General features: G+C 66.8%; 14 protein-coding genes and 1 pseudogene. 4 read left to right on the forward strand and 11 right to left on the reverse strand.

The features are described 5' to 3' along the window. The first annotated feature begins 108 nt into the window (after nt 1-108). Nucleotides 109-3,543, forward strand: a complete 3,435-nt coding sequence (locus C4S70_RS09680; RefSeq protein ID WP_104008069.1) for an indolepyruvate ferredoxin oxidoreductase family protein — start codon at nt 109-111, stop codon at nt 3,541-3,543. Nucleotides 3,544-3,626: 83 nt separating this feature from the next. Here the strand turns inward: C4S70_RS09680 and C4S70_RS09685 are convergent, their stop codons facing one another. From C4S70_RS09685 to C4S70_RS09705, 5 genes are all read right to left on the reverse strand, one after another. Further along, entirely contained in the window at nt 3,627-4,280 is a 654-nt protein-coding gene (locus tag C4S70_RS09685) for an N-acetylmuramoyl-L-alanine amidase (RefSeq protein WP_104007914.1), read from the reverse strand. A gap of 5 nt (nt 4,281-4,285) precedes the next feature. Continuing rightward, a complete protein-coding gene (locus C4S70_RS09690) occupies nt 4,286-5,014 on the reverse strand; it encodes a hypothetical protein (protein ID WP_104007915.1) in 729 nt (242 codons plus the stop codon). Between the two features lie 41 nt (nt 5,015-5,055). Further along, nucleotides 5,056-6,543 (reverse strand): Asp-tRNA(Asn)/Glu-tRNA(Gln) amidotransferase subunit GatA, encoded by a 1,488-nt coding sequence (gene gatA / locus C4S70_RS09695; protein WP_104007916.1) that lies wholly within the window; start codon nt 6,541-6,543, stop codon nt 5,056-5,058. A 4-nt stretch (nt 6,544-6,547) separates the two neighbouring features. Further along, the gene (gene gatC, locus C4S70_RS09700) at nt 6,548-6,835 is read right to left on the reverse strand and encodes an Asp-tRNA(Asn)/Glu-tRNA(Gln) amidotransferase subunit GatC (RefSeq protein WP_104007917.1); all 288 of its coding nucleotides are present in this window, start codon (nt 6,833-6,835) and stop codon (nt 6,548-6,550) included. A 171-nt stretch (nt 6,836-7,006) separates the two neighbouring features. Next, nucleotides 7,007-7,795: a C40 family peptidase gene (locus C4S70_RS09705; RefSeq protein ID WP_104007918.1), complete on the reverse strand. Its 789-nt coding sequence runs from the start codon at nt 7,793-7,795 to the stop codon at nt 7,007-7,009. A gap of 173 nt (nt 7,796-7,968) precedes the next feature. Here C4S70_RS09705 and C4S70_RS19090 point away from each other — a divergent pair. Then, a pseudogene (locus C4S70_RS19090) lies at nt 7,969-8,407 on the forward strand (transposase); the annotation flags it as partial. A gap of 690 nt (nt 8,408-9,097) precedes the next feature. Next, entirely contained in the window at nt 9,098-12,406 is a 3,309-nt protein-coding gene (locus C4S70_RS09710; protein WP_104007919.1) for an AMP-binding protein, read from the forward strand. A 69-nt stretch (nt 12,407-12,475) separates the two neighbouring features. On the opposite strand, the gene mltG is transcribed toward C4S70_RS09710, so the two are convergent. Together mltG and fabF are read right to left on the reverse strand one after the other, a co-directional pair. Beyond that, a complete protein-coding gene (gene mltG / locus C4S70_RS09715; RefSeq protein WP_104007920.1) occupies nt 12,476-13,636 on the reverse strand; it encodes an endolytic transglycosylase MltG in 1,161 nt (386 codons plus the stop codon). After that, nucleotides 13,636-14,901, reverse strand: a complete 1,266-nt coding sequence (fabF, locus tag C4S70_RS09720) for a beta-ketoacyl-ACP synthase II (RefSeq protein WP_104007921.1) — start codon at nt 14,899-14,901, stop codon at nt 13,636-13,638. The genes mltG and fabF overlap by 1 nt, the downstream gene beginning before the upstream one ends. Before the next feature lie 316 nt (nt 14,902-15,217). Between fabF and C4S70_RS09725 the strand changes: the two genes are divergently transcribed. After that, entirely contained in the window at nt 15,218-16,078 is an 861-nt protein-coding gene (locus C4S70_RS09725) for a PilZ domain-containing protein (RefSeq protein ID WP_146064192.1), read from the forward strand. Nucleotides 16,079-16,110: 32 nt separating this feature from the next. Here the strand turns inward: C4S70_RS09725 and C4S70_RS09730 are convergent, their stop codons facing one another. The 4 genes from C4S70_RS09730 to fabD form a co-directional block, all read right to left on the reverse strand. Beyond that, entirely contained in the window at nt 16,111-16,854 is a 744-nt protein-coding gene (locus tag C4S70_RS09730; RefSeq protein ID WP_104008070.1) for a 1-(5-phosphoribosyl)-5-[(5-phosphoribosylamino)methylideneamino]imidazole-4-carboxamide isomerase, read from the reverse strand. Between the two features lie 228 nt (nt 16,855-17,082). Beyond that, the gene (locus C4S70_RS09735; protein ID WP_104007923.1) at nt 17,083-17,316 is read right to left on the reverse strand and encodes an acyl carrier protein; all 234 of its coding nucleotides are present in this window, start codon (nt 17,314-17,316) and stop codon (nt 17,083-17,085) included. 207 nt (nt 17,317-17,523) lie between these two features. Beyond that, entirely contained in the window at nt 17,524-18,261 is a 738-nt protein-coding gene (gene fabG / locus C4S70_RS09740; protein WP_104008071.1) for a 3-oxoacyl-[acyl-carrier-protein] reductase, read from the reverse strand. 63 nt (nt 18,262-18,324) lie between these two features. Next, nucleotides 18,325-19,266, reverse strand: coding sequence for an ACP S-malonyltransferase (gene fabD, locus C4S70_RS09745; RefSeq protein WP_104007924.1), 942 nt, complete (start codon nt 19,264-19,266; stop codon nt 18,325-18,327). Nucleotides 19,267-19,367: the final 101 nt, after the last annotated feature.

Below are 19,367 nucleotides of genomic sequence, written 5' to 3' on the forward strand. Positions count from 1 at the left end.
GATGAAATGATCTGCCAGTTTGCGTGGAAAATCCAGCAAATATGAAACATCTTTTCGGCTCATCCGCGGCAAACTGCCCGACACAGCCCTGACATGACCGGAACGCCCATGACCCGCCACGACGCGACGCTTCAGACCTATGCCCTTGACGACCGTTACCGCCTGACCCGTGGCCGCGTGTTCCTGACCGGCACGCAGGCGCTGGTGCGGATCATGCTGGATCAGGCCCGCCGCGACCGCGCCGCCGGACTGAACACCGCGGGCTTCGTGTCGGGCTATCGCGGCTCCCCGCTGGGCGGGGTGGACTTGGAAATGTGGCGGGCCAAGGAGAAGCTGGAGGAAAACCGCATCACCTTCATGCCGGCGGTGAACGAGGATCTCGGCGCGACGCTGGTACTGGGCGCGCAGCAGGCCAGCCTTGACCCGAACGCGCAGGTCGAGGGCGTGTTTTCCATGTGGTACGGCAAGGGGCCGGGGGTGGACCGGTCGGGCGATGCGCTGAAACACGGCAACGCCTATGGCTCGGCCCCCAAGGGCGGCGTGCTGGTGGTGGCGGGCGACGATCACGGCTGCGTGTCCTCGTCGATGCCGCACCAGTCGGACGTGGCCTTCATGGCGTGGTTCATGCCCACGCTGAACCCCGCATCGGTCGAGGAATACCTGGAATTCGGCGAATACGGCATCGCGCTCAGCCGGTTTTCCGGCACCTGGGTCGGGTTCAAGGCAATCTCGGAAACCGTGGAATCCGGCCGCTCGGTCGAACTGCGGCCCGACCGCCGGTTCATCCTGCCCAAACTGACCGACCTGCCGCCCGGCGGGTTGCACATCCGCGCCGTCGACCTGCCCAGCCCCGAGATCGAAACCCGCATCCAACACAAGCTGCGCGCCGTCCGCGCCTTTGTCGAGGCCAACCCGATCGACCGGCGGATCTACGACATCGACGACGCGCATTTCGGGTTCGTCACCACCGGCAAGGGGCATCTGGACCTGATGGAGGCACTGCGCCTGTTGGGGCTCGACGAAGCCACCTGCCGCCGCCTGGGCATCGACATCTACAAGGTTGGCATGGTCTGGCCGCTGGGGCTGCGCGACGCCATGCGCTTCGTCAAGGGCAAGCGCGAAGTGATGGTGATCGAGGAGAAACGCGGCATCATCGAGAGCCAGTTCAAGGAGTATTTCTATGACTGGCCCGGCGACAAGCCCGAGCGGATGGTCGGCAAATATGATGAAACGGGCGCGCCGCTGGTGCCCTGGACGGGCGAGCTGTCGCCGCTGCAACTGGTGCCGCTGATCGCACGCCGCCTGCATGCGTTCTTTCCCGAAGAAGGGCTGATGGAAAAGGCCGAGGCGCTGACGCGCGAGCCGCCGATCCTGCTGAACGTGCCGGGCGCGACGCGCACGCCATGGTTCTGCTCGGGCTGTCCGCACAACACGTCAACGCGGGTGCCGGAAGGGTCGCGCGCCAATTCCGGGATCGGCTGCCACGTCATGGCCAGCTGGATGAACCGCAACACCGCCGGTTTCGCGCAGATGGGCGGCGAGGGCGTGCCGCATGTGGCCGCGTCGAAATTCGCCGGGGGCGGTCACGTGTTCCAGAACCTCGGCGAAGGCACCTGGTATCATTCGGGGGCGCTGGCGATCCGGCAGGCGGTGGCGGCAGGGGCCAACATCACCTACAAGATCCTCTACAACGATGCCGTCGCAATGACCGGCGGCCAGCCGGTGGACGGCCCGGTGAGCGTGTCGGGCATCGCCCAGACCTGCCGCGCCGAGGGTGTGCAGCGGATCGCGCTGGTGTCCGACGACATCGGCAAGTTCGACCGCGCCGAATTTCCCGCCGGCACGACATTTCACGACCGGCACGAGCTGGACGCGCTGCAGCGCGAGCTGCGCGAGGTGCCCGGCGTGTCCGTCCTGATCTATGAACAGACTTGCGCCACCGAAAAGCGCCGCCGCCGCAAGCGCGGCAAGATGGAAGACCCCAAACGCTTTGCCGTCATCAACGAACTGGTCTGCGAAGGCTGCGGCGATTGCTCGGTCGCGTCCAACTGCCTGAGCGTCGAGCCGGTCGAAACCCCGTTCGGCCGCAAACGCCGGGTGAACCTGTCGAACTGCAACAAGGATTTTTCCTGCCTCGACGGGTTCTGCCCCAGCTTCGTCACCGTCGAAGGCGCCGAACGTCGCAAACCGCAGGCGGCGGGGTTCGACCTCCCTGCCCTGACCGCCGGACTGCCCACCCCCGAATTGCCACCACTCACGGACCCCTATGACCTGTTGGTCACGGGGGTGGGCGGGACCGGCGTCGTCACCGTCGGCCAGTTGATCACCATGGCGGCGCATCTGGAAGGTGCCGGCGCCACGGTGCTGGATTTCACCGGCTTCGCCCAGAAATACGGAACCGTGCTGAGCTATATCCGGCTCGGTTCGGCACCGGACGCGCTGAACCAGGTACGGATCGACCGTGGCGCGGCGCGGGCGGTGATCGGCTGCGACATCGTCGTGAGTTCCTCGCCCAAGGCGTCGGTCCACTATCGGCCCGGCACGCAGGTCGTGCTGAACCGTGCCGAGATGCCGACGGGCGATCTGGTGCTGCACCGCGACGCCTCGCTCCGCGTGGATGACCGCGAGGCGGCAATCGAGCGGGTGGTGGGAGCGGAGAACCTTTCGGCCTTCGATGCCAACGCGGCTGCGGACAAGCTCTTGGGGGATGCGGTCTATGCCAACGTGATGATGCTGGGGTTCGCCTGGCAGAAGGGGCTGGTGCCGGTCAGCGATGCCGCATTGATGCAGGCGATCCTGTTGAACGGCGTGCAGGTGGAGCGCAACCGCGCGGCCTTTGTCCTGGGGCGGGTGATGGCGGCGACGCCAGAACGGCTGGCGGGTTATCTCGGCCCCGAGCGGCCCGAACCGGAAACGCTAGAGCAGCTGATCGACCGCCGCGCGGCGTTCCTCGCCGACTATCAGGACGCGGCCTATGCCGCGCGTTATCGCCAGACGCTGGAGCGGTTCCGCGCCGCCCTGCCCGCGCCGGCCGACGAGGAGATCCTGCGCGCCGCCGCGCGGTCGCTGTTCAAGCTGATGGCCTACAAGGACGAATTCGAAGTGGCGCGACTGATGACCCGGACCGGGTTCGACGAGCAGCTGAAGGACCAGTTCGAGGGCGATTTCCGGGTGGTCTATCACATGGCGCCGCCACTTCTGTCCCTTGGCCGCGACGGGCGTGGGCGTCCGACAAAGCGTGCCTTTGGGCCCTGGATGGGGCGGGCAATGCGGATTCTGGCGGGGATGAAGCGTCTGCGCAGGACGCCGTTCAACCCCTTCGGCCACCATGCCGAGGCGCGTCTGCACCGCGACCTTCTGCGCTGGTTCGAAGCCGGGCTGGACCGCGCGGCGCGGGCGGTTGCCCAAGGCGAGCGGGACGCCGCGATGACGTTTCTGACCGCCCCGGATGACATTCGCGGATACGGGCCGGTGCGGGCCGAGGCCGCCGCAACGGCGCGGGACGCGGCGGACAGGGCGCTTGCAACGGCGCTTGGGGCCTGAAATCGCGCTGCATCCATCGAGGATGCAGCGCGATGCCTCCGGCGGGAGTATTTTTCGGCAAGATGAAGAGCGCAGGGCGCAAGTCAGGTCGACAGGACGGCCAGATCCTCGGCTCCGAGCGGGCCGAGCGCCCAGGGGCGGTAGCGCAGCCGAACGGTTTCGAGCAGGAGCTCGTCCGGGATCGTGTCGTCGTAGCCCGCGGCGCGGGCAAGACGGCGGAATTCGTCGAATCCGGGCGGCTCGTGCGACGCGGTTGTGCGCCCCGGGTTTCGGGCCAGGCCGAGGCGGGCCAGCCGCGCCCAGTCGAACCTCGGCCCCGGATCGCGTTTGCGCCCCGGGGCCATGTCGGAATGGCCGATGACGCCGTGGGGTGGGATGCTCCAGCGCGTCATGATGTCGGCCAGCAGGCGTTCAAGCGCGGCCATCTGCGGCTCGGCAAAGGGGTGATTGCCGAGATTGTCGAGTTCTATCCCGATCGAGCGGGAATTGACGTCGCCTTGGCCGCCCCATTCCCCGGCGCCGGCATGCCAGGCGCGCTCGCTTTCCTCCACCAGCTGCCACACGGTGCCGTCCATTCCGATCAGGTAATGCGCCGAGACCTCGGCCGCCGGGTCGCAGAGCCGTTCGAGTGCGGCTTCGGCGCCGTGCATGGCCGTATAGTGCAGGACGATCAGCGAGGGCCTTTGCCCGTCGCGGCGCGGGCCGAAATTGGGAGAAGGGCGCCAGCGCGGTCGCATCCGCGTCAGTTGCCGACCACGCGGAACGGGGCGGGATCCCAGCCGCAGGCATAGCCGTCCCCGTCCGGGTCCAGCCCGTGCCGGTCCCGTTCCGGGCCGCCCGCCGCGAGAAAGGCGATCTGCGCCTGATCCGGCGAGGGGTATTTCGCGCAGTTGCGCCGGGCCTTGGCTTCCAGATTGAAACCCGAGCGCGAATAGACCCGGTTGCCCACCGGGTTCGACGTGCCAAGCGCATAGGCCACGATGTTGGGCGTGGCCGCGCCGTTGCGCGCGGGCAAGGGCGTGGGCTGCACCTGCTGGTAGCTGGCCTTGTTGCGCTCGATCAGCGCGGCGTCTTCCTGGATGGAGCGCCGGGCCGTGACGGCGGAGAAGTCGTTTTCGTCCGACAGGCCGGGATTGGCCGTATCGGGCGCGACCGCCCCCGCCGCGTTCCCCGAAGCGGCCGACAGCGCCGCCGCCGTGGCCTGCGCGATATCGGCGGCGTCGTCCGTGGAACTGCTCCCCGCCGTCAGGGGCATCTGCTGCGACGCCCCCGGCGCGATGGTTTCGGATGACATGACCCCGGGCGGGATCAGGGGATCGCCGCTGACCGACGTGCCCTCGGCCAGCGCCGCCTCGCGCGCGCGCTGGGCCTGAGGCGAATTGTCGAACTCCACGCCTGCGGCGCTGTCGGGGATCTGCGGAGAACAGGCCGAAACAAGCGCCAGAGCAATAACCGTTCCCAAAACCCGCATGGCTTTCGTCCCGCCCCTTTCGGTCCTTAAGGTCATCGGTCCTACCACCACTTGGCCGGCTTGGCCGCAAACCCCGCGGCCTGTTCCAGCGCGTAGGCGGTGTTGAGCAGATCGCCCTCTTCCCACGGACGGCCGATCAGTTGCAGGCCCAGAGGCAGCCCCTGCGCATCCAGCCCCGCAGGCACCGAGATTCCGGGCAGGCCCGCGAGGTTGACCGTCACCGTGAACACGTCGTTGAGATACATCTTGACCGGATCTTCCTCGGCCATTTCGCCCAGACCGAAAGCGGACGAGGGCGTGGCTGGCGTCAGGATGGCGTCGATGCCGTCGGCAAAGGCGGTTTCGAAGTCGCGCTTGATGAGCGTGCGCACCTTGCGGGCGCGGTTGTAGTAGGCATCGTAGAAGCCCGCCGACAGCACATAGGTGCCGATCATGACCCGGCGCTGGACCTCGTGGCCGAAGCCTTCGGCGCGGGTCTTTTCGTACATCTCGGTGATACCATCGCCCTTGGCCAGCTTGGCCCGGTGCCCATAGCGCACCCCGTCATAGCGGGCGAGGTTGGACGAGGCTTCGGCCGGCGCGATCACGTAATAGGCCGGCAGCGCGTATTTGGTATGCGGCAGGCTGATATCGACGATCTCGGCGCCGGCATCGCGCAGCATCTCGGCGCCCTGCTGCCAGAGCGTTTCGATCTCGTCGGGCATGCCATCCATGCGGTATTCGCGGGGAATGCCGATCCGCTTGCCGCGGATGTCTCCGGTCAGCATCGCCTCGAAATCGGGCACGGGGATTTCGGCAGAGGTCGAATCCTTGTCGTCGGGACCGGACATGGCCTGCAGCATGATCGCCGCGTCGCGCACCGATTTCGTCATCGGGCCGGCCTGGTCGAGCGAGGAGGCGAAGGCCACGATGCCCCAGCGCGAGCAGCGACCATAGGTCGGCTTGATGCCGACGATGCCGGTAAAGGCCGCAGGCTGGCGGATCGAGCCGCCGGTGTCGGTGCCGGTGGCGGCCAGGCACAGATCGGCGGCCACGGCGGCGGCAGAACCGCCCGAAGAGCCGCCGGGCGTCAGCGGCGTGTCGTCATTGCCGCGCCGCCACGGGCTGACGGCATTGCCATAGACGGAGGTTTCGTTGGACGAGCCCATCGCGAATTCGTCCATGTTGAGCTTGCCCAGCATGACCGCCCCGGCATCCTGCAGCTGCTGGGTCACGGTGGATTCGTATTCCGGGCGGAACCCTTCGAGGATCCGGCTGGCGGCCTGGCTTGGCACGCCCTTGGTGCAGAAAAGATCCTTGATCCCGATCGGAAGGCCGCACATGGATGGCGCATCGCCTGCCCTGATCCGCTCGTCCGCCGCGCGGGCGCGATCCAGCGCGATCTCGGGCGTCTTGTGGACGAAGGCGTTGAGAGCGTCGGCCTCGTCGATCGCCTTGAGGCATGCCTCGGTCAGCTCGACCGAGGTCACTTCGCCCTTGCGCAGCAGGTCGCGGGCTTCGGCCAGCCCAAGCTTGTTCAACTCGCTCATCGTGTCATTCCACCACTTTCGGGACGGCAAAGAAGCCTTCGCGCGCATCCGGTGCGTTGGACAGGATCTTGTCCTGCATGTTGCCGTCGGTCACGACGTCCTTGCGCCGCTTGAGCCGCATGGGGGTGACCGAGGTCATCGGCTCGACCCCTTCCACATCGACTTCCTCGAGCTGTTCGATGAAATCCAGGATCGCGCTGAATTCCGCGGCCAGTGCGGGCAGCGCGTCACCTTCGACCTTGATGCGGGCCAGCTTGGCCACCTTGGCGGCGGTGTTTTCGTCAATCGACATGGGAAAAACCCTCTTATCGCGTCAGGGGGCATTTACCGCCCGGATCGCCGGGCCGCAAGCGCTTCGCCCAGTCGCGAAGGCGCGCAGGGAAGCGCGGCTGCGCCGCGCTGCCTCCGGCGGGGGTATTTCGGACCAGAAAAAAGAAGCAGCGGGCGATGCCGGCCGCCAGTGCTATCGGGCCGGCGTTTTGCGATCATGGGCCCATTGCAGGCGTCGGTAGTCGAACCCGTCGGCAAGGGTCGGCTTGACGATGGCGAAGAACGGAGACAGGTCGAAATCACGAGGCGCGAAGAGCGAGTGATGGCGGATGTGATAAATCTCGCGCTGGACGTATTCATCGCACTCTTTGGTGATGTCGGGCAGGATCGGGTAGCCTATGGACTGAAAGGCCTGCGCGATCAGCGAGGAACAGATCGCGCGGGTCGGATCGCCGGAGCCAACGGCCAGCATCCGCCGCCGCCAGCGGACCGGGACCGGCGGCGTGGGAAAGAAATAGCGCAGCAGATCGAAGATGTTGCGCATGTCGTAGCGCAGGCCGATCTTGTCCACCATGAACCGGACGATCCGGTCCCGATCGTCAGGGGTCAGGCCGACGGGCCGGCAGATCCTCGTGTTGTAGGTGGCGTATTTCGACAGGGGCACCGCGATGCAGCCGTCGCCGAGGTTGACCTCGACGAGTCGGGGACGTTCGGAGCCATCCGCCGGGGCGCTCAGCACGTCCCCCACGTAGAAGGCCGCATGCGACCAGGTCGATTGCGTGAGATACTTGATCGCATTTGCCAGACGCTGGTTCCCCTCCACCAGGACAACGTCACCGGGGCGCAGCGTACGGCACAATGTGTCGAAATCAGAGGGCGTGAACGGCCGGTAGCCGGAGGATTCTTCTTGCAGGCGGGCAGCGAGTTTCCCGCCGATCCAGTCCAACGCCCTGTCGAATGCGGTATCGCGTCTTGCGGTCATCCCCTTGCTCCCCGGATTCAATCTGGAGCAAAGGACGTTTCCGGAGCAAGGGACCGCCCCTGATCGCACAGGATTATGATTGCTCGTGTGCGGTTTGTCGTAGGCGTTGCCCTGACCCCACCTTCTCTGTGGGCGCTTGACCTTTGAATTGTCCCCCATGATGACCGGACACCTTGGCCTGCCCAAGAAGGCTCAAGGCCGACCTTGGGCATGTGCTTGTGTCCGGGATAGAAATCATCACCGATGGTGGCCGCCGTCGGCGTTGGGCCGCATCCGAGAAGCTTCGGATCGTGGTGGGGGCCCCGTATGGCCGCAAGAGCATTTCCGATGATGCCCGCCGAAATGCTGTGGCGCCCGATCTTCCGTATAGCTGGCACGAACTGATGCTGGAGCGGGCAGTATCGCCGAGACGGGGGATGACGGCGTGACCGGCAACAAGACCGACCGGGAGATGAAATCCCGCATTCGGGAACTTGAATGCCAACTCGGGGGCAACAGCCTTGAAGTGGAGATTCTCAAGGAGGCGCGGGATAAGAACCGGCCAAATAAACCGACCTTGCTTGCCCGGTCGCTGAAACGGGGCAATTTGCCGTGAAAGTCATCACCGAAACTCCGGCCTGCCGAAACCAGGGCCGCCGGCCCATCGAGTCGGCCATGGTTATCGTCAAGCAAGAAGGTCAAGTGAACATGCCTGGGGTATGGAAACCCAGACCATGGCCGCGCAACTTGAACCGACCAGCCTCCGGCAGACCCGGCGCGGTTCAACGCCGGTTCCTGCAACTCACGCCGGTTCGCATGAGCTGCGACGATGCTTTGGAGAAGAGACCTGACCACAGCCTGCGCCAGAGGTCTGACGATCGCCGGGGCACCATGTTTCTGGGCCTGGGGCCGAACCCGTGGGCCGGCGCGCCTCACGAGTGGTTCGGTTCGATCGCAGGTGCTTCCCGATCGCGGGCCTTGTCCCGTTTCCGGCGCTGACCTCGTGCTTTCCCTCGGATTTCGTTCGCTCGGGCCGCCAAATCGCTCGGCGCCGGGTTTCATGGGGGACAAGGCCGCCGATCAGCCCGGACCAGTTGCGTCGTTTCATTGGCGGCGTCGTTCCACGGGCGGGCGACGGCTGCCGGCCGGGTTGGATGCGCGCCCTGTTCCGCCTGGGCCGGCAAGATCGTTGCCCCGGCCGATTTGTCGCGCCATTCTCGCTTTGAGGTTTGATTAACAATGGTCGCAAATGAAAATGCATTGGCCTGCCGCAACGTCCCCAGACGCGTTGGCGCGGTCATGACGCGAAGCGGGGGGTGAAGCATGTCCGCCAAGGAACGAAATGTCACCTGCGATATCTTCGACGCAGGAAAGGCCGATCCGGCCTGTCCGGCCCTGATCGTCGGGAACCGCGAAGTCGGTTTTTCCGACCTCGATTCCGCCGTGTGGGGCGCCGCCCGTCACCTGCACCGCCAGGGCGCCCGCGCGGGGATGGTGGTCGCGCTCGTCTTTCGGGACCAGGTTCTGCTGGCCTGCGCGCTGCTCGGGGCGATGCGCATGGGCGCGACCCCTATCGTGCTGTCGCCGAACCTTGCCGCCCGCGAAAGAGAAGACCTGATTGCCGCAGCCGACGCGGGCTTTCTCTTCACCGACGACCGCCGTTTCGTCAGCGCCACGGTGCCGTCCTTCGGGTTCGATGCGGCAAGCACCCAGAACGGAACCCCGGCCGACGAACTGTTCTGCGAATACCCCGACGGGTTCGGCCAGATCATCGCCGGTTCGGGTTCGACCGGAAAACCGCACCTGATGCCGCTGACCCACCGCATGCTGCGGGCGCGGAACCAGACCCTTGCCAGCCTGTTCCCGGTTGGTCCCGGCCGGCGCTTCATGCTGGTATCGCCGCTGTATTTTGCCACGCCGATCGACCGGATGCTGGGCAGCCTGTCCGCCGGCGCGACCTGCGTCGCGTGGGACCAGAAAACCGACATCGCCGAGGCGATCGAAGGGGCGCGTCCCGATTTCCTGCACCTGTCGGTCCTGCACGCCGAACTGATCCTGCGCAGTGCGGCCAGACGCCCCGGTTTCGATCTGTCAGCGATCGAGATGGTGTCGATCGGCGCCTCGACCGTCACCGAAGATCTGCGCCGCCGGCTCAGGGACGACCTGAAGGCCAACCTTCACATCAATTACGGCACCAACGAAACCGGCACGGTGACCTTTGCCTTTCCCGACGACCTGCGCGCGGCCAGGGGCGTGGTCGGCCGGCCCGCCCCCGGCAACAGAGTGGAGATCGTCGTCGACGACGACGCGCCGGTCGCCCCGGGGCAGATCGGGCAGGTCCGGGTGCAAAGCCCGGGGCAGATCGAGGCCTATGTCGGCAACGCCTCGCCCGACAGGTTCCGCGACGGCTGGTTTTATCCGCGCGACCTCGCCACCTGGTCAGAGGACGGACAGGTGATCCATTGCGGCCGGTCTGACCACATGATGATTCTCGACGGACTGAACATATACCCCGTCGAGATCGAAGGCGCGCTGGAGGAACACCCCGCCGTGCGCGAGGCGGCGGCGTTCTCGCTGCCTCATCGCGTTCGTCAGGACATTCCCGTCTGCGCCGTGGTCCTTGCCGACGGGCATACCGCGACCGAGCAGGAACTGCGGGACTTTGCGCGCGAGCGGCTGGGCGTGCGGTATCCGCGCCACGTCCTGATCCTCGATGCCCTGCCGCGCAACCCGCAAGGCAAGGTGATCCGGGGCGAACTCGACCGGCTCTTGCGGGACAAGCTGGCAATCGGGACCGCCCCAGCGCAGCCGACCGCCGACGATTTCGTGTCGATTCTGGCCAGGGTCACGGACAACAAGCGACGCGGAGTCGCGGCGTTGAAGTTCAAGCCACCCGCCTCCCCCCGGCTCGAACGGCTGACGCAGTGGCGGCCCCACTTGGAAAGCCGGGCCTTTCCCTGCCCGCCGCGCGCGGACCTTTTGACCTTTCCGCCCGACATCGCCGACAAGGCGGCGTGGATACAGCATGTTCTGGACATTGCGCGCGACATTCTGCTGCTGGCGGCCTTTCCCTGTTTCGATCACTTTCACCTGATCGCGTGCAGCCCGAACCCCGACGACGAGGGGATCATGAAGACCCTCGTCCTGCTGCCCGGACTGGAAAACCTCTTTCCCGGCACCATCGATCAGGCCCTGCGCGAAGCAACATCCTGCGCCGGCGCGATGGCGGCGCGCCCGCCGACCGAGGAAAACCGCGAATGGCTGTTGGACCGGATCCGGCGCCAGTCGCTGCCGCGCCTGTCCCGGGGCAACCGCACCAACACCTCCTCGGTGGCGGTGCTGCATGCGGCGCGGCAGAAGGGCATCCCGTTCCGCCATCTGGGCATGGATGTCCATCAACTCGGCTGGGGCGCACAGGCGAAGATCATCAACCGCAGCAGCACCGCATCGGATCCCGCGCTTGCCGTGCGACTGACCACCAACAAGCGCGTCACCACGGCCCTGCTGCGCCAGGCGGGTCTGCCCGCCCCGGTTCACCATGTGGTCGCCGACACGGCCGGGGCGCGAGCGGCGGCCGAGCAGTTGGGATGGCCGGTGGTCGTCAAGCCCGCCGACCTGGAACGCGGCGAAGGCGTCGAGGTGGACGTGACCCCCGATCGTATCGACGCGGCGGTATCGGCCGCGCTGGAGCTTTCGCCCGGCAAACAGGTTCTGGTCGAACGGCAGGTCAGCGGCGTCTGCCACCGACTGTTCGTCGCCTTCGGGCAACTGCTCTATGCCGTCAAGCGGCTGCCGATCGGCGTTTACGGCGACGGCACGTCCACCGTGGCGCAACTGGTCGCCGCGGCGGTCAGGGCGGACCGGCAACTGCTGCCGTGGGAGCGCAGCAAGATCCGGCCCATCGACGATCTGGCACGCAGGGCGCTTGCCGCCAACGGCCTGACCGAAGAGTCGGTGCCCGAGGCGGGCCGTTTCGTGCCGCTCCGGCGGATCGAAAGCACCCGGTGGGGCGGCGTGGACGAGGACGTGACGGACTGCGTCCACCCCGAGAACCTGCGTGTCGCGCTGCAGGCCGCGCGGCTGTGCCAGCTGGAGGTCGCCGGGATCGACATCATCACCGACGACATCTCGGCGTCGTGGACCGAAACCGGCGCGGTGATCAACGAGGTGAACTTTTCCCCCCTGCTGGGAGGCGGGGACATCTCGCGCAGCCGGCTTGGCGAATACGTTTCGCGGCTGATGGAGGGAACGGGGCGGATCCCGGTCGAGGTTTTCGTTGGCGATGAACGGGCAATGGAGGCCGCGCGGACCTGGGTCGCCACGCTCAAAGCAGGCGGCACGGCCGCGTTCCTGACCGGCGACACGGTGACGCTGGGCCCCGACGGAGAGGACATCCCGGTGGCAGTAGATGGTCTGCCCGGCCGCGCCGCCGCGCTGATCCTGCGGCGGGATGTCGAGGCGCTGGCGCTGGTCGTACAAAGCGATTCGTTGCTGAACGCCCCGCTGCCGCTGGAAGGGGTCGATGCGGTCCACCATGTCGGCGACCCGGCCACGACCCTTGCCGGTGCCATGCCTGCACAAAGGATCGCGCAACTGCAAAACCTGCTGTCGATCTGGACATGGCCCGACTGACCGCGGCCTGACCGCGATACCGCGTTCCCCGGATGGCCCGGTTCCGCGGCGCTCGCGGCGGGTGTCGGATCAGTTGTCCGAAGCCTTCCTTTCGGCTTCGATCTTGCGCCAGGCGGCGACGTTGCGGTTGTGTTCGTCAAGCGTTGCGGCAAAGGCGTGTCCGCCGGTCCCGTCCGCCACGAAGAACAGATAGTCCGTATCCGCCGGGTTCGCCGCGGCCTCGAGGCTCTCCTTGCCCGGATTGGCGATGGGGGTCGGCGGCAGACCCTCGATCACATAGGTATTCCAGGGCGTTACCTTGCGAAGCTCGCTCTGCCGCAGCCCGCGCCCGAGGCTCCCCTTGCCCTTGGTGAGGCCGTAGATCACCGTGGGATCGGTCTGCAGGCGCATGCCCTTGCGCAGACGGTTGACGAAGACGCTGGCCACCTGCGCGCGCTCTTCTGGCACGCCGGTCTCCTTCTCCACGATCGAGGCCAGGATCAGCAGTTCCTCGGGGCTTTCCAGCGGCAGCCCCGTCTGACGGTTCTCCCAGGCCTCGGCCAGCCGCGCGGCCTGCCTTTTCTGCATCTCGGCCAGAAGCGCCTCGCGCGTCATGCCGGGGCGGATCTCGTAGCTGTCGGGCGCCAGCATCCCTTCGGGCGGCGGCGCGCCGACCTCACCCGTCAGCACGTCGATGGCCTTGACCGCCTCGATCACCTGCCAGGTCGTCACCCCCTCGGCCATCGCGATGCGAAAGCGCGTGTCGGGCTCGGACCGTTTCGCCTGATAGATGTCGGGCGCCTGCCCGTCACCGGGATCGAAGGCGGCCCTTTCCACATAGGCCTGGCTGGCGGGGTCCATTTCGCGCACCTGAACCTCGGTTCGCGCGATGCCGATGCGATAGACGATTTCGGTGCCGCAGGTGCTGGCCCCGCCACGGGTGATGGTATCGACGATCTCCCGCATGGACGCGCCTTCGGGGATCAGAAAGCTGCCCGCCTTCAGATCGTCGGCCTTGTCCGAATAGTTCGCGCCGATGCGAAAGATCGCGCCGTTGCGGATCGCGCCCTGTTCCTCAAGCTCGCGGCTGACGCGGGTCAGATTGGACCCCCGCTCGACCCGCAGGCAGATCGGGGCCTCCAGCGGCCCCCGGGCGGTGTATTGCGACTTACCCCACAGGATCACGCCCGCCAGCAGGAACAGCCCCACCGCCAGGATCGTGATGAAATTGGACGCAAGCGCCCGCCACATCAGCGAACTTTCCCGAAGATCAGGCTTGCATTGGTTCCGCCGAAGCCGAAGGAATTCGACAGGGCCACGTTGATCTCGCGCTCGCGCTTGGCGTTCGGCGCCAGATCGATCGGCGACTCGACGGCGGGGTTGTCCAGATTGATCGTCGGCGGGGCGACCTGATCGCGAATGGCAAGGGTGGAAAAGATCGCCTCCACCGCGCCGGCGGCCCCCAGAAGGTGCCCCACCATCGACTTGGTCGAGGACATGGTGGCTTTGGCCGCCGCGTCGCCCAGAAGGCGTTCGACCGCGGCCAGTTCGATCGTGTCGGCCATGGTCGAGGTGCCGTGCGCGTTGACATAGTCGATCTGTCCCGGCTCGATCCCGGCATCGGCCACGGCGGCGCGCATCGCCCGCTCGCCGCCTTCGCCGTCTTCGCTGGGCGCGGTGATGTGATAGGCATCGCCCGACAGACCATAGCCCAGAACCTCGGCATAGATCTTGGCGCCGCGCGCCTTGGCGTGCTCATATTCCTCCAGCACGACGACACCCGCGCCTTCGCCCATGACAAAGCCGTCGCGGTCGGCGTCATAGGGGCGGCTGGCCACCTTCGGATTGTCGCCGAACCTGGTGCTCAGCGCCTTGCAGGCGTTGAAGCCTGCAATGCCGACCTCGCAGATCGCGGCCTCGGCGCCGCCGGCCACCATCACGTCCGCATCGCCATGCTGGATCAGCCGCGCCGCGTCCCCGATGGCGTGGGCGCCGGTGGCACAGGCGGTCACCACCGAATGGTTCGGCCCCTTGAACCCGTAACGGATGCTGACCTGCCCCGAAATCAGGTTGATGAGCGCGCCGGGAATGAAGAAGGGCGAAACGCGCCGGGGCCCGCGTTCCTTGATCATCACCGCCGTTTCGGCGATCGAGTTGAGTCCACCGATCCCCGAGCCGATCATCACGCCCGTGCGCAGCCGGTCGGCCTCGTCCTCGGGCGTCCAGCCGGCGTCCCGCACGGCCATGTCGGCGGCGGCGATGCCATACAGGATGAAGTCGTCGATCTTGCGTTGTTCCTTGCGCTCGACCCAGTCGTCGGGGTTGAAGCTGCCGTCGCTGCCATCGCCCCGCGGCACTTCGCAGGCATAGGTGGTGGCCAGCCCCGCCTCGCTCGCGTCGAAACGCTTGATCGTGTCCGCCCCCGACTGCCCGGCCAGCAGCCGCGTCCAGGTTTCCTCGACTCCACAGGCCAGCGGCGTGACCATCCCGAGCCCGGTTACGACAACTCTGCGCATGAAGTGCCCTCTTGCCCTGAAATTCGTCGCACGCTCTTAACCTGCCCGGGGCGGCGGGGGCAAGGGCATCGCGCACGGGCCGCCTTGCCGCGCGGCCCGCCGCCAAACGCGCCAGCCTGCACCGGGAAAACCGCGCGCGCTTAATCAAGTCTTAGGTCCGGATCCGAAAACTCACCCTGACACTTCAGGGATCCAGCCCGTGATTCGAGATCTGACATTCATCGCAGTCCTTGCGGTCACACCCGTCACGGGTCTTGCCGAACATGACTGCCAGTCCCTTGACTGGCTGGTGCGCCTTTATCATGCGAGCCTCGTGGTGACCGGCAGCGCCTCTGACGGCTCTGCCAACGGGGCGGCTGTCTCGGACTTGCGCGAGGGGATTCCCATCGACCAGCTCGACGACAGGCTGGCGGCGGCCGGGCTGAGCGATCAGGCCCCCAAGATCACCGCGTTCCTGCGCGACCTGAATGAGGCCATCGCCGACGGCCGGGAAAACCCGGCCGAAAACGCGCTGCCGCCTGGGCTCGCGGACCGCATCCGCCTGCATGCGAAAGCGATCGGGGCCTTGCTGGACTCGCTGCGATGCGACGTCGATCCGGCCTTTCGTGCCGAATCGGTGGCCGAAAGACCGGCGTTGCCTGCGGAAAGAGCCCCGGCTCCGGCGTCTCCCCCGGCTGCGGTCCGCGCCGGCTCGCCAACGGCATCGGCCGACCGGCCGCGCCCGCGCGGCCAGATGGAGGCCTGGGCGTTCCCGGAACCGCCCCTTTGGCTTGTGGTGTTGGGCCTGCTCCTGGTTCCGGTCACCATTTTCGGAGGCCGCATTTACCATCAGTGGACAGCGGTCAGAAAACGACGATGGCGAAGATTTTACTGCCATATCGAATGCGCGGTGCTGCTCCCCGGAACCGGTCCGGGCCGATTCGTGAACGGCACATTGGTGGACATCTCGCAAATGGGGGCCAAGGTTTTCATCGGCCGACCGCTTTCGCCGGACGAACGGTCCGTGGATATTCTGTTTTCCGGCCACCGCAAAAGCGCGCGGGTGGTCTGGTCCAACACCCTCTATTTCGGGGCCGTGTTTCAAAGCGCCCTGCCGCGCAGCGATCTTCTGGCGCTGCTGCGCGAAAATCGCGACGCGCGACGCGCGCAGCGCGCCCGATCCCTGAGGATTTCATGACCCGATCCCTGACCGGTGACCGGTACCCCTTTTCACAAGAAATCGGCAACCGGCTCGGCCTCGGCCCGGGCGGCGCGGAGCGCCTCGGACAGGCTGAACGTCTTTTGAAACAAGGCCCTCCCGACGATCGCCCCGGCAATGTTGGGGATGTATTTCAACCGGGAGATGTCATCAAGCGTGCGCACCACGCCACTGGCGATCACCGGCACCCGAGCAATTTCGGCCAACGCCGAAATCAGGCCCAGTGAGCCATCCACTTCATCCACGTCGGCGTCGATATCGGTGACGATGATGCCGGCAAAGGGGGTATCCCCGAAGGCCTCGATGTAGGCAGCGGGTGACAACGCCCCGGTCTGGCGCCAGCCCTCGGTCATCACCTGCCCGCGCCAGACGTCCACCGCCAGCACGATCTGATCGGGGTGATGTTCGGCCAGCTCCCGCACAAGATGCGGCTCGAGCGCCGCCAGCGTGCCGACCACGATGCGCCCCGCCCCGCGGTCGATCCAGCGCTCGATCCGGTCGCGGCTTCGCATCCCGCCCCCCAGTTGCACCGGGATTTCGGCCTTGCGGATGATGTCCTCGACCAATTCCTCGTTGGCTTCGCTGCCCTCGACGGCGTCGAAATCGGTCAGGTGCATCCACTCGGCGCCGGCCTCGGCAAAGCCGCGCGCCGTTGCCACCGGATCCACGTGCCAGATCATCGGTTCGTCCAGACGGCCGCGGCGCAACGACACGCACCGGCCCTTCTGCAACTCGATCGTGGGGTAGATGATCATGTTCGCCTCCCTGCTGTCGCGCTCATGCAATGGAGTATAACGCGGAGGAGGCGGAAATCACGGAACGGGCCGTTTTGCATCCGTCTTGCGCCGGCGTGCCGGATAAGCCGGCGCCCGGGGCAGATCGGCGACCGGGGCAAGGGCGCGGCTCGGCAAGCCACGAAAGACATGCAATAAAGGCGCCTCCCCGCGGGAAGCGCCTTTCCGAAAAAAACCGTGGTTCGCCGATTACGACGCTTCGGTGATGAACTTCACGGCGTCGCCAAAGGTCTGGATGGTTTCGGCCGCATCGTCCGGAATCTCGATGCCGAACTCTTCCTCGAAGGCCATGACCAGCTCGACCGTATCGAGGCTGTCCGCGCCCAGGTCGTCGATGAACGAGGCGCTCTCGGTCACCTTGTCCTCTTCCACGCCCAGATGTTCCACAACGATCTTTTTCACGCGATCTGCAATGTCGCTCATGTCTCTTCCTCGTAATTCGGGGCGCCTGGCCCGCTTCTGCCCGGCCCGCAGGGGGCCATGATGATGCCCGATGCCGGGCTGTTCCGCCCCGGGCGACCCCGGGTTTGACAAGGCGCGACCCCGCGGCCGCGCCAATTCGCTCTGCGCCGCCTATAGCATACACGGCGACGGAGGCAAACGCTTTCCCGCCGGCACGCGGATTGCGGCTCAGATCATCGCCATGCCGCCGTTCACATGCAGCGTGGCCCCGGTCACATAGGCGGCCTCGGGGCTGGCCAGATACAGCACGGCGGCGGCGATCTCATCGGGCGTGCCCATCCGGCCGGCCGGGATCTGGGCGTTGATCTTGTCCTTCTGGTCGTCGGTCAGCGCGTCGGTCATCGCCGTGCGGATGAAGCCCGGCGCCACCGCGTTCACAGTGACTCCCCGGCTCGCCACCTCGGCGGCCAGCGATTTCGACATGCCCACCATGCCGGCCTTGGAGGCGGCATAATTCGCCTGACCCGGATTGCCCGTGGCGCCCACCACCGACGAGATGTTCACGATCCGGCCCCAGCGCGCCTTCATCATGCCGCGCAGCACGCCCTTGCACAGCTTGAACGTGGCGGTGAGGTTCACGTCCAGCACGTTCTGCCACTCTTCGTCCGACATGCGCAGAACCAGATTGTCGCGGGTGATGCCCGCATTGTTCACCAGAATGTCCACCCCGCCCATCGCGTCGGCGGCCTGTTTCGGCAGGGCCGCCACGGCTTCGGCATCGCCCAGGTTGCAGGGCAGGACATGGGCGCGCTCGCCCAGTTCGGCGGCCAGCGCCTGCAGCGGCTCGACCCGCGTGCCCGAAAGCCCCACGGTCGCCCCTGCCCCATGCAGCGCGCGCGCAATCGCCCCGCCAATACCGCCCGATGCGCCGGTGATCAGCGCGTTTTTCCCCGTCAGATCGAACATCGTTCCCTTTCTCCCGATCGGCGCCGCCACGCGGCGCATGTGATTTGCAATGAACCGGTCCGGTCAGCCGTTCAGCGACGCGGCCGCGGCCCTGACCTCGTCGGGCGTGCCCACGGCGCGGCAGGCGATCACGCGGTCGATCCGCCGGATCATGCCCGATAGCGCCTTGCCGGCGCCTATCTCCCAGGCCTCGGAGACACCGGCGGCGGCCATCGCCAGAACGCTTTCGCGCCAGCGCACCGAACCGGTCACCTGCTCGACCAGCAGCGCCCGGATCTCGTCGGGGTCGGACACGGGGGCGGCGCGGACATTGGCGATCAGCGGCACGGCGGGAGCCTTGATCTCGACCCCGGCAAGCGCCTCTTGCATGACCTTCGCGGCGGGCTCCATCAGGGCGCAGTGGAACGGCGCGCTGACCGGCAGCATCACGGCGCGCTTGGCGCCCTTTTCCTTGGCGATGTCCACGGCACGTTCCACCGCAGCCTTGTGCCCTGACACCACAACCTGCGCGGGGTCGTTGTCATTGGCGGCCTGGCAGACCTCGCCCTGGGCGGCCTCGGCGGCCACGGCGGTGACGGTATCGAAATCCAGCCCCAGGATCGCGGCCATCGCGCCCTCTCCCACCGGCACGGCGCTTTGCATCGCCCGGCCGCGCGTGCGCAACAGCCGCGCGGTATCGGACACGCTCAGCGCGCCCGCCGCGGCCAGCGCGGAATATTCGCCCAGCGAATGGCCCGCCACGAAGGCGGCCGTGGTCACCGGGACACCTTCGGCTTCCAGCGCCCGCATCGCCGCCATCGAGGTCGCCATCAGCGCGGGCTGGGCGTTCTGCGTGAGCGTCAGCGTCTCGATATCGCCGTCCCAGATCAGATTGCTGAGGCTTTCCCCCAGCGCCTCGTCCACCTCGTCGAAGACGGCCTTTGCCTGCGGGTAGGCCTCGGCCAGCGCACGGCCCATGCCGATGGTCTGTGCCCCCTGCCCCGGGAATACGAATGCGATACTCATGCTGTCCCTCAGTGGTTCACGGTTTGCCGTGGTGTAAACCGCACCGCCCGGCGGCACAAGCCGCGCCGGTGCCTGCCCCGCGCTCTTTACCGGGGCGCCGG

Origin of the sequence: Jhaorihella thermophila (genome assembly GCF_900108275.1) — a bacterium.
GTDB lineage: Bacteria > Pseudomonadota > Alphaproteobacteria > Rhodobacterales > Rhodobacteraceae > Jhaorihella > Jhaorihella thermophila.